The 13,677-nt window shown below is 52.7% G+C and carries 12 protein-coding genes; 9 read left to right on the forward strand and 3 right to left on the reverse strand.

Annotation, left to right across the window (positions count from 1 at the left end):
• Nucleotides 1-102 precede the first annotated feature (102 nt).
• The 3 genes from JFC11_RS06295 (at nt 103) to JFC11_RS06305 (ending at nt 3,607) form a co-directional block, all read left to right on the forward strand.
• Entirely contained in the window at nt 103-1,872 is a 1,770-nt protein-coding gene (locus JFC11_RS06295; protein WP_198348999.1) for an SLC13 family permease, read from the forward strand.
• A gap of 73 nt (nt 1,873-1,945) precedes the next feature.
• Nucleotides 1,946-2,611 (forward strand): alpha/beta hydrolase, encoded by a 666-nt coding sequence (locus JFC11_RS06300; RefSeq protein ID WP_193067675.1) that lies wholly within the window; start codon nt 1,946-1,948, stop codon nt 2,609-2,611.
• Entirely contained in the window at nt 2,612-3,607 is a 996-nt protein-coding gene (locus tag JFC11_RS06305) for a YihY/virulence factor BrkB family protein (protein ID WP_198349000.1), read from the forward strand.
• A 98-nt stretch (nt 3,608-3,705) separates the two neighbouring features.
• Here the strand turns inward: JFC11_RS06305 and JFC11_RS06310 are convergent, their stop codons facing one another.
• Entirely contained in the window at nt 3,706-5,115 is a 1,410-nt protein-coding gene (locus JFC11_RS06310; RefSeq protein WP_193085645.1) for a PhoH family protein, read from the reverse strand.
• A 196-nt stretch (nt 5,116-5,311) separates the two neighbouring features.
• Nucleotides 5,312-6,181 carry a LysR family transcriptional regulator gene (locus JFC11_RS06315; protein ID WP_038477383.1) on the reverse strand — a complete coding sequence of 290 codons (870 nt, stop codon included), beginning with the start codon at nt 6,179-6,181 and terminating at the stop codon, nt 5,312-5,314.
• Nucleotides 6,182-6,288: 107 nt separating this feature from the next.
• On the opposite strand from JFC11_RS06315, the gene JFC11_RS06320 reads away from it, so the two are divergent.
• Complete coding sequence (locus JFC11_RS06320; protein WP_198349001.1) at nt 6,289-7,152, forward strand: cation diffusion facilitator family transporter; 864 nt, start codon at nt 6,289-6,291, stop codon at nt 7,150-7,152.
• Between the two features lie 66 nt (nt 7,153-7,218).
• On the opposite strand, the gene JFC11_RS06325 is transcribed toward JFC11_RS06320, so the two are convergent.
• Nucleotides 7,219-7,407, reverse strand: a complete 189-nt coding sequence (locus tag JFC11_RS06325; RefSeq protein ID WP_198349002.1) for a DUF3008 family protein — start codon at nt 7,405-7,407, stop codon at nt 7,219-7,221.
• Nucleotides 7,408-7,514: 107 nt separating this feature from the next.
• Here JFC11_RS06325 and ybaK point away from each other — a divergent pair, with 107 nt between their 5' ends.
• The 5 genes from ybaK (at nt 7,515) to JFC11_RS06350 (ending at nt 13,613) form a co-directional block, all read left to right on the forward strand.
• Nucleotides 7,515-7,991, forward strand: coding sequence for a Cys-tRNA(Pro) deacylase (gene ybaK, locus JFC11_RS06330; RefSeq protein WP_193068509.1), 477 nt, complete (start codon nt 7,515-7,517; stop codon nt 7,989-7,991).
• A 143-nt stretch (nt 7,992-8,134) separates the two neighbouring features.
• Nucleotides 8,135-9,532: an ATP-dependent RNA helicase DbpA gene (gene dbpA, locus JFC11_RS06335; RefSeq protein WP_193059402.1), complete on the forward strand. Its 1,398-nt coding sequence runs from the start codon at nt 8,135-8,137 to the stop codon at nt 9,530-9,532.
• A 50-nt stretch (nt 9,533-9,582) separates the two neighbouring features.
• Nucleotides 9,583-10,440 carry a PA4780 family RIO1-like protein kinase gene (locus JFC11_RS06340; RefSeq protein WP_095603924.1) on the forward strand — a complete coding sequence of 286 codons (858 nt, stop codon included), beginning with the start codon at nt 9,583-9,585 and terminating at the stop codon, nt 10,438-10,440.
• A 185-nt stretch (nt 10,441-10,625) separates the two neighbouring features.
• Complete coding sequence (locus JFC11_RS06345) at nt 10,626-11,666, forward strand: AbrB family transcriptional regulator (protein ID WP_198349003.1); 1,041 nt, start codon at nt 10,626-10,628, stop codon at nt 11,664-11,666.
• 36 nt (nt 11,667-11,702) lie between these two features.
• Nucleotides 11,703-13,613 (forward strand): ABC transporter ATP-binding protein, encoded by a 1,911-nt coding sequence (locus JFC11_RS06350; RefSeq protein ID WP_269438820.1) that lies wholly within the window; start codon nt 11,703-11,705, stop codon nt 13,611-13,613.
• Nucleotides 13,614-13,677: the final 64 nt, after the last annotated feature.

Here is a 13,677-nt window from a genome sequence, read left to right on the forward strand (position 1 = left end):
CCTATATTCTTTTTTGTTCTTACTGTGTTTCTAAAAATAACTTTTTAGAATATCTTCGAGGCGGCACAATGCTCCTAAGATTTTAGGTTAGGGATGCAGGATATGTCGCTGGATGCTTGGATAGCCGTGGGGGTAGTGCTGACTATCTTCCCGTTAATGACACTGTCTCGACTGGGGCCAGACATTATTCTGCTTGGTGCCGTCGTGGTGTTAATGACCTTGGGGGTCATTGACCCGCAGCAGGCGCTGGGCGGTTTTTCTAACAGTGGCTTGTTTACCGTGGCCTTCATGTATGTGTTGGTTGCCAGTATTCGTGAAACGGGTGGTATTGACCTGATTATTCGCTATGTACTGGGTCGTCCTAGCAGTGAGCGGGGTGCACTTGTTCGGCTGCTGTTACCCGTGGCATCGCTGAGCGGTTTTCTCAATAACACGCCCGTAGTGGCTACCTACATCCCTGCTGTAATGAGTTGGAGTCGACGACTAAGGCTTTCTCCTCAACGGCTTTTAATGCCGCTCAGCTTTGCTTCCATTCTAGGCGGTACCATTACACTGTTTGGTACCAGTACTAACTTAGTTGTGCATGGTTTGCTAGTAGAGCGCTATCCCGCGCTTGAGATGGGGCTATTTGATTTAGCGTGGGTAGGTGTCCCTGTTGCGCTGGTGGGTCTTGCTTATCTTATCTTCTTAGGGCCACGCTTATTGCCCTCACGAGAGGGGATGTCAAAAGCGTTTGCTAACCCTCGCGAGTTTACTATCGAAATGGAAGTTGATCCTGCGGGGATACTGGTTGACCGTACGGTGGAAGAAGCTGGGTTACGCCACCTTCAAGAACTTTTTCTAGTCGAAATTGAGCGTGCAGGTAATGTGGTGAGTGTAGTGGGGCCAGGCGAGCAGCTAAAGGCAGGTGACCGACTCGTTTTTGTGGGCACCTCGGACGCCGCTGTAGAGCTACAGCAGATTCGTGGACTCATTCCTTCTCGTGATGCGGCGTCGAGTTTGGAAAAAGAGTTTAAAGAGCGGCGCTTGGTTGAAGCGGTGGTATCGAACCAGTGTCAGTTTATTGGACAGCGGATTCGTGACGGCCGTTTTAGAACGCTGTATGGCGCTGCTGTATTAGCAATCTGTCGTGGTGGTGAGCGGGTAACCGGCAACTTAGGCCAAGTCCGTTTGCAACCTGCTGATGTGCTGCTGTTAGAAGCACGCCCTCCGTTCATTGAGCGCCACCGCCAATCGAAAGACTTTCTTTTAATTAGTGAGTTGAACGGTTCAGCGCGGCCTGTTCATGAAAAAGCCCCGCTGGCATGGGCGATTTTGTTGGGGGCGGTGCTGTTGGCGGCATTAGGTGTCTTAAGTATGCTCAATGCTGCCATGTTGGGCGCGGCGCTAGCGTTATTAACCGGTTGTTGTTCCGTGGGGGCTGCTAAGCGTGGCCTGGATACGCAAGTGTTGCTGACCATTGCAGCATCTTTCGGGGTAGGGGCTGCGCTGCAAACATCCGGCGCGGCGGATTTCCTGGCGGGCAGTGTTCTATCGTTGGTGGCGGGTAACCCGCTGTTGCTATTAATTGCCACTTATTGCGTCGTGGCAATGTTAACCGAGTTGGTGACCAATAATGCTGCTGCGGTGATCATTTTTCCGGTGGTCATGGCAGCAGCAGAAAGCCTGGGGGTTAACCCGATGCCCTATGTGGTGGCGGTAATGTTTGCTGCCTCGGCGAGTTTTTTGACACCGATTGGTTATCAAACGAACCTTATGGTGCATGGCCCTGGCGGCTATCGGGTCAGTGATTTCTTGCGTGTTGGTGGTGGCTTAAACCTATTGACGGGGGCCATTGCCTTAACCCTTATTCCAATGGTTTGGCCGCTTTAAGCAGGCAAATGACTCGCCCAACGCGTCACTTTACGCTAGGGTGGCGCTTTTAACGTCAGCAAGGAAAGAGCCCATGACAGCCCCAGGCGAACTGATTATTGAACCGCAAAATGGTCAACCCGCCGATGCGTGCGTGTTTATTATTCACGGGTTGGGTGCCGATGGGCACGATTTCGAGCCGCTAGTGCCAGCCCTTACGCTACCGGACTCAGCGCATGTGCGTTTTATTATGCCCCATGCGCCGCGCTTGCCGGTCACTATTAATGGCGGCATGGTGATGCCTGCGTGGTACGACATCCTCGCCATGGACTTAGGGCGTCGGGTAGATGAAGTGCAGCTGAAAACATCTGCTGAACGTATCCAGGCGCTGATTGAAGAACAGATTGATCAAGGGATCGACAGTCGTCGTATTATCGTAGCGGGTTTTTCCCAAGGTGGCGCAGTCGCTTATCAGGCGGCACTCTCGTTCCCTCAGCCTCTTGGCGGACTGTTGGCAATGTCGACCTATTTTGCGACGGCCGATAGCATCGATTTAGCTGACTCCAATCGTGAGATACCCATCGAAGTGCATCATGGGAATTTCGACCCCATCGTTCCTGAGACTCTGGGTCGCAGTGGTGTCGAACGCCTAAAAGAAATGGGCTACACGGTTAATTATCGCCAGTATCCGATGGCGCATGCGCTATGCCCGCAGCAGGTAAATGATATTGGTAAGTGGCTGAGCGAGCGGTTGGGCTAAGTGGGTAAGCAGTACCGAGGTCGTAGAGCTGGCGTACCTGGTGATATCCCTCGTGAGGGGTGGCTCGATATTATTTGGCGTGTAGTGCGTGCTGCACGTCGGGACCGGATTACTATCTTTGCCGCGGGCATCGCTTTTTATGCCCTGCTGGCGCTATTTCCGACCATTGCCGCCGTTATTTCTCTTTGGGGTTTGCTGTTTGATCCTATTGAGGCAGGTCGTCAGCTTTACGAAATTAGCCGCTTTATGCCACCGGATGCGGCAAACTTGATTGATCAGCAGGCTCAAGAGGTGGTCGAGACGACGGAGTCTGGCAATGTGATGACAGCGCTTGCGGGGCTGTTAGTGGCCATGTACATCGCATCGAAAAGTGTTTCCGTGTTAGTGATTGGCTTAAACGTAGTGTATGGCGAACACGAAAAGCGCCCGTTATTGTTGCGTGGTGTCGTGCTGGTATCGTTGACCTTTGGCTTGATCATAATGACGCTAGTGTCACTGGGGTTTATCGCCATTGTGCCGATAGTGGTGGATGCGCTGACGATTGAGCCACCGGTGGATAGTGTTTTGAAATGGCTGCGTTGGCCCGCGCTGTTGTTACTGATGAGCGTGCTTATTGCTTTGCTGTATCGTTACGCGCCTTATCGACGTTCTGCCCAGTGGCGCTGGTTAAGCTATGGCACGCTGTTTGCCACCACTATGTGGTTACTAGGCTCAGGTGGCTTGTCGCTTTACGTACGGTACTTTTCTACCTTTAGTGAGCTGTATGGCTCTCTTGGTGCTGTTGTGGCGCTAATGCTGTGGTTTTGGCTGTCAGCGTTTGTGGTGCTGTTTGGTGCCGAACTCAACTGCGAAATGGAGCGCCAGACCTGCAACGACACAACGGTGGGAGCTGCTCGCTCACTTGGCGAGCGTCAGGCATTTGCTGCCGACACGGTGGGTGTTGAAAATCCCTGGAATAGCGAAAATGTTGATACGCGACACGAGCCGCGAGATTAATGAACTTGTAAATAATAGCCACTAAACAACACCGCCCAGCAAAGCTGGGCGGTGTTGTTTAGTGGAAGTGTGAATCGGTAGGGTTTTTGCGGCAAACGTTACAACAGCTCTTCGGCAGCCAGTGCCAAGCGTGAACGTTCAACGCTTTTCAGGGTAATGTGTCCAGCATGGGGCCAATCCCTAAATCGTTCTACAACAGCAGCCATGCCACAGGTGTTGGCGGTGAGGTAGGGCGTGTCGATCTGGCCAACGTTGCCTAAACAGACAATTTTGGTATTTCGGCCCGCTCGGGTTACCAATGATTTAAGCTGTTTGGGGGTGAAGTTTTGCGCCTCGTCAATAATCAAGAACGTATCGTTTAAGGTGCGCCCACGCATGAAGCTCGGTGCGCGAATCTGTACCCTGGAGCCAATTAACTGCCGAGTAGCACCATTATCCCAGCTAGATTCCCCTTCTTCGTTACGCAATAGGTTGTCCATATTGTCGTGGAAGGCGCCCATCCACGGTGACATTTTCTCCTCTTCGGTTCCCGGTAAGAAACCGATATCTTCACCCATGGGTATTGGCGCACGGGTAAACACAATGCGCTCAAATAGTTTGGCGTCCAGTGTTTGCTGGAACGCTGCAGCGAGTGTCATAAAGGTTTTGCCGGTGCCTGCATTACCAGCAATGGTGACCAGATCAATGTCCGGGTCCATCAGTAGGTTGAGGGTGAAGTTTTGGCGACTGTCGTGGGCATGAACGCCCCATACGCCCGCATGGTGACGATAGTTGGTAAGTAGCTGTAGTCGGGCAGATGACGGTGAAAGCTCACGGACAATGGCTTCAAACTCAGCGCCATTTTCACTATCGGATACCAGCATGCCGACATGCCAATGGCGAGGCATGTTGCCACTTAGCTGATAAAAGGTGTGGTGGTCGACACGTTCAACGGTGACCTCGACATTGAGCGCTTCCCACAGCGAAGCACCATCCTGTCCGGCAGTGGCGTAAACCTGTGCGCCTTCAATCATGGCATCGCTGTCAGAATAGGCGCGATCATTCAGGTAATCTTCCACCGGCACTTTTAGCGCGGCAGCTTTCACCCTCAGGTTGATATCTTTAGTGATCAGTATGACGGAAGCATCCGGACGCTCATCGCGCAACCGGCAAGTTTCCGCCAGAATGCGGTTGTCGGGGTTGTCATCAAGGGAGTCGAAGGGTTTAAGGTCGTTGTAGCACAAAAAATGTAGGCGGCCCGATTCACCACTGATGCGGGGAATAGGAATGCCTTTCTGGATTTCGTCGAAGGTGACCTGATTGGTTAAGTCGGAAAGCGTGCGGCTAATTTGCCGCGCTGTGCGGGCAATCTCTCTGATGCCGTTTTTATGCTTGTCTAGCTCCTCGAGTACAGTCATGGGGATAACGACGTCGTGCTCATCAAAATGGTAGAGCGCGGCGGGGTCGTGGATAAGGACATTCGTGTCTAGGACATACAGCCTAGTCGCTTTCTTATCGAGTCGTACCATCGTGGAAACTACTCCTTAGTTGACGGCAACATCGACACTGGCAGATGCACTTTACGCTTAGATGACACTCACCTGTGCCGGTTCTCTAGCGTGTCCTTTTGATCTCCTTATGTAGCACTTTTTTACAAGTTCCTTAAAAGAGTGGAAGGCATAAGCAATTTTTTCCAATGCTCTATTTCAACGCTATTACAAAGCATCAACGGGTAGTGCCTAAAAAGCGTGACACTTTCGTTAGCAGCGCGGTGGCGACTACGCCCAGGCTTTCACCCTCTACGTAGCGATAATAGTGACTGTCCAGGGCGAGATCATGATTTAACGCGCAAAGCTGATGGCTTTCTATGGCTTCTTTCACCAATGGGTAGGGTAGTAGTGCCCAGCCAGTGCCATTGATAGCGGCATCGCGAATGACCTCGAACATGGTCAGCCCGAGGTAATTTGTCGAAAAAAGTGCCTCACTGACTAGCTTATCGCCCTGCTCATAGGTTAAGCACACCTGGGTATATTGGGCGAGATCATCGCGGGTAACGCTGGGCAAGCGGCTTAGCGGGTGCGACGTTGCCGCTACTAGGCACATGCTCACCGGTGCAAGATTACTGGCATTTACGTCGGCACCTTCAGCGGTATACAACCCAAAGGCGATATCAACGGTTTGGCGAAGGACGAACTGTGGGTGCTCTTGGGGAGGTAATAAATATACCGAGATGGCCGTAAGCGGATAGCGCTGCTTTAAATCGTGCATGACTTGTCGCCAAAATGCTTCGGGCAACGCATCATCCCTGGCAATGCATAGCTGGCTTTCTACGCCTTGCAGGTGCTGTTGGCAGTGTTTTTTGATTCGGCTGGCACTTGTCAGCAGTCGGTAGCAGTCCGGCAGCACGCTTTCACCTACCGCAGTGAGCTGGAGGCTATTGCCTGAACGCTCGAACAGCACGACCCCAAGACTATCTTCCAAGGCATTCACTGTGGCACTTAGCGTGCTGCGCTTTATCCCTGTGTGTCGCGCGGCCGCCGCAAAGGAGCCATGTTCAGTAACGTCAATAAACGCCTGCACTTGTTCTGCGCGCATGGGTTACTCCATTGAGAGCCAAGAAAGTTGGCGCTGAGCGATTGGTGAAACGTTAGTGTACTCACTATGATGCGTTGGGTTTAACATACTTTACTGGAGTATTTCGCGTGACCCCCTTTGTCGCCGAGCGCCGTGCGCTCAGATTTTCTGCTGTCTCTGCTAGCCTGTTTGCCTTTACCGGCCTTGCGCTCGGGCTTGCCAGTGGATCAATTACTATTTTATTCGATAGTGGCTATTCGCTATTAAGTTTAGTGCTGGCGTCGCTGTCGTTGTTTGCGTTACAGCAGGCGCGCAAACCGGCAGATAATCATTACCCCTTTGGGCGGCTGACCGTAGAGCCGCTGGCTGTGCTGCTTAAAGGCGTAGTGATCGCGTTAGTGTGCCTGTTCTCAATGGTGTCTGCTGTGTGGAGTCTTGCGCAAGGCGGGCGGCTGGTAACGTTAGATCTTGCGTTGATGTTTGGCGTGGTGAATGTGGCAGGCTGTTTACTTACTTGGTGGTGGTTGAGCCGTTATGCTCGAATTGCGCGCTCTTCACTGCTGGCTGCCGAGCTGCGTCAGTGGCAAATGGACACATGGCTGAGTGCCGCTGTGATGCTGGGCTTTGCGCTCACATGGGGATTAACGCTGACCCCTTGGGCTCATCTGGCGCGTTTTGCCGATCCTGTGATGGTGCTGATTATCGCCGGATACTTCTTGCCGATGCCTATTCGCATGATGCGTGGTGCGCTGCGCGAATTGATGTTTGGCGAGCCGTTGGGTAGCGTTCGCCAGGACGTAGTACAAGAGGTGGCAGACTTCGATATTGCCAATGACGACGTACGTTTAGCTCAGGTTGGTAGCTTCTTAATGGTTGATATTCAACTGGATATGCAACAAATCAATGATGCGGAGGAGATTGTTGAAAGTGTAGAACAGCACTGCAAACAGCGTAATCTGCGTGCAGTGACCAGCATTACATTGGTAACTTAATTTATTAGCAGCAGAATAGGCAGCAGTGACAGCGCTGCCTCAACCTGAGCCGTTGCCGATAGGCGTTTAGTCGTTTGCTCTCTTTTGAGGCTTACCTTTGCGCTGGGTGCTTGCCATCTCTTCAAGTTCCTCTTCGCTCATTGAGCCATACATGTCTTTAGAGGAATCATAAAGTTCACTAGGCTTTGTTTCGCCACGCTTGGCAGAAAGCGCCGCTCCCGCGGCTTTCTGCTGTGCTTTGGAAGTTGCTTTCATAGGTCGACTCCTGTCAGTTGACTTCCTTAAACCAATCACGATATTAAGCTTAGCAGAGAGAAGTGTCCTTTCCAGACGAGCTGACGATGTTAACTTAAGAGAATTCCATGACACCGGCGATTAATAGCGCGAAACACGCGGGAATTGCGTTTCAGATCCATGAGTATCAACACGATGCTGCTGCGCAATCTTACGGGCTGGAGGCAGCTGAAAAACTAGGTGTTGCCGCTCAGCAAGTGTTTAAAACCTTGGTAGTTATCCTGGATGGTAAGCAGTTGGCAGTTGGTATTGTACCGGTCACCAGCCAACTGGGATTAAAGCAAATTGCTAAAGCGGCAGGGGCGAAAAAAGCGTCAATGGCGGCGCCAGGTGACGTGGAACGGACCACGGGGTATGTGCTTGGTGGTGTTAGCCCGCTGGGCCAGAAAAAGCGCTTGCCTACGTTTATCGACGACTCGGCGCAGACATTTTCGACACTGTATGTAAGCGCGGGGCGACGTGGGCTGGAGATTGAGCTTGCTCCGAACGACTTAGCAGCGTTATGCCAGGGGCGTTTTGCGGCGCTAGCAACGACTCTTTCCTAATCTCTGATCTACTATTTATGGGACTAGCAACCACCCATGTTGTACCGTTCGCCTATCCTTGCCAAGGCATAGGTTGGCGCTTTCTGGTATGGTGCTTCACATTATAGGTTTGCTGGGCAATATAGCCCCTTCAGGATAATTTTGTGTCTGACACTTCTTTTGCATCGCTTGCGCTCTCTCCTGCGCTTTTAAGCAACTTAGATTCCCTTGGCTATCACGCAATGACGCCTGTGCAGGCGCAAAGCCTGCCACCGATGTTGGCGGGGCGTGATGTGTTGGCTCAGGCCAAAACGGGGTCGGGGAAAACCGCTGCCTTTGGCTTGGCACTGCTGGCTGAGTTACGCGTAGAAGCATTTGCTGTACAGGGCCTTGTGCTGTGCCCCACCCGAGAGCTCGCCGACCAGGTGGCCGAAGAGCTACGTCGTTTAGCGCGTGGGTTGCCCAACGTTAAAGTACTTACTCTGTGCGGCGGAGCGCCGTTTGGGCCGCAGCTAGGCTCCTTGGAGCATGGTGCGCATATTGTCGTGGGCACGCCGGGACGTATCGACGAGCATTTGCGCAAAGGCTCGTTGACACTGGGGTCGCTTACCACCTTGGTACTTGATGAAGCCGATCGTATGCTCGATATGGGCTTTCAAGACACCATTGATGCGATCATTGATGAGACCCCAGCGGATCGCCAAACGCTGCTGTTTAGTGCGACATTCCCAGACGATCAGGCTTCAGGTGGCCTGACTGCTATGACCCGCGGCATTATGCGTGAGCCAGTGATGGTCAAAGTGGCCGAGGTTCATGATGCCACTACTATTGATCAACACTTCTATGACGTTGCCAATGAAGAGGCGCGTTTCGCGGCCCTTCAACAGCTGCTACTGGTTTATCGGCCAGCGACCAGCGTGGTGTTCTGCAACACTAAACGCGAAACTCAGGCAGTGGCTGAGCAACTGGTGGATGCCGGCTTTAGCGCCGTGGCGCTCAACGGTGACTTAGAGCAGAAAGATCGTGATCGTCGCCTAATTCTGTTTGCTAACCAAAGTGCGTCTATTCTAGTAGCAACGGATGTTGCTGCGCGCGGTTTAGATATTGCTCAATTAGATGCGGTGTTTAATTACCAGATTGCCCGTGAGCTTGATGTCCACGTGCATCGAGTAGGGCGAACCGGGCGCGCAGGGGCTAGCGGCATTGCCTGTACGCTGGTCACACCTAAGGAGCACTATCGGCTGGAGCGGTTGGAAGGCTTGCTAGAACAACCGATTACCACTGAACCCTTGCCCAAACCCCAGCATTCAGTGCCATTTGAACCGCCTATGGCAACACTACAGTTGGCGGGTGGTAAGAAAGACAAGCTGCGTCCGGGGGATATCCTAGGGGCACTAACCAGCGAAGGTGGCCTGCGTGGTGATCAGGTAGGCAAAATTAAAGTACTGGCCCGCAGTGCCTATGTGGCAGTGGAGTATGGGGCTGTTCAAAAAGCCCAGGCCAAACTTGAGCGTGACAAACTCAAAGGGCGCGCTTTCCGCGTCCGCCGTATTCGCTATTGATCGATTAATGATTGTGCACAGATAGTAAAGAGGAGCCGACGCAGCTAACCATGAAAATCCCTAAGCGATTACAGCCTCTGGTCGATGATGGAATGATCGACGAGGTGCTGGTGCAGTTAATGAGCGGTAAAGAGGCACAGGTGTATGTCGTGCGCTGCGGTGAAGAAGTACGTTGCGCCAAGGTCTTTAAAGAAGCTAAGCAGCGTAGCTTTAAACAGGCCGTGCAATACCAGGAAGGGCGCAAGGAGCGCAATAGTCGTCGTTCGCGCGCCATGGCCAAAAAGACTCGCTACGGTCAAAAAGAGCAGGAGCAGGCGTGGCTGAATGCGGAAGTCGATGCGCTATATCGTCTTGCTGCCGCTGATGTGCGTGTGCCTGAGCCACATGGTTTTGTTGATGGCGTACTGCTCATGGAAATGATCAGCGATGCCGAGGGAAACGTAGCGCCACGTTTGGACGAAGTGACCCTAACCGAGGAGCAAGCGCTGCGCTATCACGCCAAAGTGATTCAAGACGTAGTGCGAATGCTGTGCGCTGGTTTGATCCATGGCGACTTGTCTGAATTCAACGTGTTGGTTGATGCAGAAGGGCCGGTGATTATCGATTTGCCCCAGGCGGTGGATGCGGCGGGTAACAACAGCGCGGCGGCAATGCTAGAGCGCGATGTTGATAATATGCGTGCCTACTTCGGTCGTTTCGCCCCCGAGCTACTGACTACCCACTACGGTAAAGAAATGTGGGCCTTGTATGAAGCAGGCAAGCTACACCCTGATAGTAAGCTGACTGGCCATTTTGAGCTTGATAGCCACATAGCCAATGTCGATGAGCTATTGGAAGTGATTGATGATGCCATTGAGGAAGAGGCTGATCGTCAGGCGCGCATGCGCGGTGATGATGACGAAGATTAAAAATAGAGGTACTTAGCGCCTAACATCAGGTACCTAAAGCCTAGCGCTTAATAATCGCTACTTAACAAAAGGCACTTTACACCTAGCTCTTAACACCCTAAAGCCCTTAGCAGTGGTAAGCTAACGTTTACGCTTAGCAGGTTAACAATTGCGTTTTAACGTTAAAGGTTAGGGTGGAGAAGAGCGTGAAAGGCATCCGTGTCAGCGCAGAAAGTGCAAAGGGACTTGTAACATCGCTTGCCGTAGGCGCCGTGGGCGGCATCGTTTTTCACCTCGCCGGTTTACCGCTTGCCTGGATGCTAGGCCCACTGATCGCCAACCTGCTGGTATCGGCAAAAGGAATTAACGTTGGCGTACCGGAGCCGCTGCGCAACGTGTTTTTAGCGGTTATGGGATTGGTACTGGGCAGTCAAGTAACCCCTCAACTTGCCCATCGTGTACTGGACTGGCCAATCTCGGCAGCACTCTTGCTGGCAGGTGTTGCGGCGTCCACCGCGGTTGCTGCGGCGTGGTATCGTCGCTGTGGCTTCGACCCGGTCAGTGCTTGGTTTGGTGCATCGCCAGGGGCCATGACGGCAATGATCATGCTCGGCGATCAATGTGGCGGTGACCCGCAACGCATCGCCATTGCCCAGTCGCTACGAATTATTCTCGTCATCCTATTTCTTCCTCCCCTGTTTTGGGCATTTGAAGGCGGTGCTGGTGACATTGGGCCAGCCCAGGCTATCCTTGAGCACGGCTGGATGCTGCTCACGATTCCTTTCTTATTACCCGTGGGCCGGTGGCTGCGCATTCCAAGTTCGGCGTTACTTGCGCCGCTTATTATGGCGGCCTTGCTATCTGGGTTTGGGCTGGCAAGCCTTACGTTGCCTAGTTGGGGAATGAACCTCATGTTATGGGTGCTAGGCAGCGCGATTGGCTCGCGTTTTCAAGGCATGACACGACGCCTGCTCGGGCGTTATTTATGGCAGTCGGGGGTGGCGACGCTGCTTGCACTGGTGGTGTTAGCACTGTTTGCTGAACTTATCCATCAGCTGTTGGGCGTGCGCCGTGACGTAGCCCTATTAGCGCTGGCTCCCGGTGGTATCGGTGAAATGGCTATTCTTGCTGTCGCGCTTAATATCGATCCTGTGTTTGTAGCATTTCACCACTTACTGCGTATGGTCACACTGATGATCTTGGCCCCTTTTTGGGCTCGTTGGCTATTGCGTCGCCAATCTTCTTAACTACATCTGTCTATTAAGGTAACGAAAGGACTTTCTATGTTGTCACGTACGCTAGCGCCGCTGTTCCGTTACTTTGAAAGGCGGGTGAACCCCTATCCCGAAGGTGAGGTTGCCACGCCACCAAAAGGTCTGCTGCCGTTTATTTGGCATTTTTCGCGCCCTGTATGGCCGTGGCTATTACTGATGTCGGTCGCGACTGCCTTGGTTTCCGCGGCGGAGGTGGTGTTTTTTAGTTATATGGGCGACTTGGTCGATTGGCTGGGTAACGTAGAACGCGCGAATTTCTGGTCGGATCACGGGCTTTGGCTGGCAGGCGTGGGCTTGTTAGTGATTATCGGCCTGCCGCTACTGGTACTGGCGCAGTCTCTGGTGACCCACCAAAGCATCTTCGGTAACTACCCGATGATCGGCCGCTGGCTTTCTCACCGCCATATGCTTAGCCAAAGCTTGGCCTTTTATCAGGATGAGTTTGCAGGGCGAGTGTCGCAAAAAGTCATGCAAACAGCGTTGGCTATCCGTGAGACTGTCACCAAAGTTATGGATCTAATGGTTTACGCCATTGTGTACTTCACCGGGGCGGCAATTTTATTAGGCCGTGCAGACCCGTGGCTGTTGCTGCCGCTGGGGCTTTGGTTGATCGGTTATTTAGGCATTATGCGCTTTTTTGTCCCGCGCCTGCGCGACGTTTCGATGGCTCAGGCCGATGCTCGTGCCCAGATGACGGGGCGCGTGGTTGATAGTTACAGCAATATCCAAACGATTAAGCTGTTTGCTGATACCGAACGTGAACAGGGCTACGCCAAGGATGCGATGCAAGGTTTTATGGACACGGTGCATCGTCAAATGCGGCTAGTCACCATCATGAGTGTTTGCCTGACGCTGCTCAATACGCTGCTACTGGTGGGAACGGCGGGTATGGCGATTAGCGCTTGGTATTTTGACGCTATTTCTCTGGGCGTGTTAGCGATTGCGATAGCCCTGGTCATGCGTATCCGCTTTATGTCGGATTGGATTTTATGGGAAGTGGCCGGCCTGTTTGAAAATATTGGTACGGTGCAGGATGGTATGAATACCATCGCCCAGGAGCCCACGATCAAAGATGCGTCGAATGCCAAAGCGCTTGCGGTGCCCTATGGCGAAATTGTGTTTGATGCGCTGCGTTTTCAGTACGCCCAGGCTAAAGGTGAAAGTAAAAACGTCTTTGACGGGCTGAGCCTGACGATTAAACCTGGCGAAAAAATTGGCTTGATTGGCCGATCCGGAGCGGGTAAATCCACCCTGGCCAATCTGTTGCTGCGCTTTTATGACTTACAGGGCGGGCGTATCCTGATTGATGGACAGAATATTGCTGACGTCACCCAGACTTCATTGCGTCATCAGATTGGCATGGTGACTCAGGATACCTCGCTGCTGCACCGTTCGCTGCGAGATAATATTCGCTACGGTAGCCCTCATGCCAACGATGATGATGTGTGGCAAGCGGTGTGTCGCGCCCATGCAGATACGTTTATTAACGAGTTGGTTGACCCTAAAGGGCGGCGCGGTTTAGACGCCCATGTCGGCGAGCGCGGCGTTAAACTCTCCGGTGGACAGCGCCAGCGTATTGCCATTGCTCGCGTGTTGCTTAAAAACGCCCCGATTCTGGTGTTGGACGAGGCCACCTCAGCGTTGGATTCCGAAGTGGAAGCCGCGATTCAAGAGCAGCTCGATTCGCTGATGGAAGGCAAAACGGTGATCGCCATTGCGCACCGACTCTCTACCATTGCGATGCTTGATCGGTTAATTGTGGTCGATGAAGGTCGTATAGTGGAAAGCGGCACACACCAGGAGTTGCTGGCACAGAACGGCATTTACGCCAGCCTGTGGCAGCGCCAGTCCGGGGGCTTTTTAGGGCACGATCTTGATCTTGGCCTTGATACTGACCCCAGTGCCCTCATTTCATATTAGACCAGTCGTTTACTAGGCTTTTTAGTACTCTTTTAAGTACTAGGCGTTTTAAACGACATGTGTT

The sequence above is a fragment of the Vreelandella alkaliphila genome (assembly GCF_016107625.1).
In the GTDB taxonomy this organism is placed as follows: Bacteria; Pseudomonadota; Gammaproteobacteria; order Pseudomonadales; family Halomonadaceae; genus Vreelandella; species Vreelandella alkaliphila.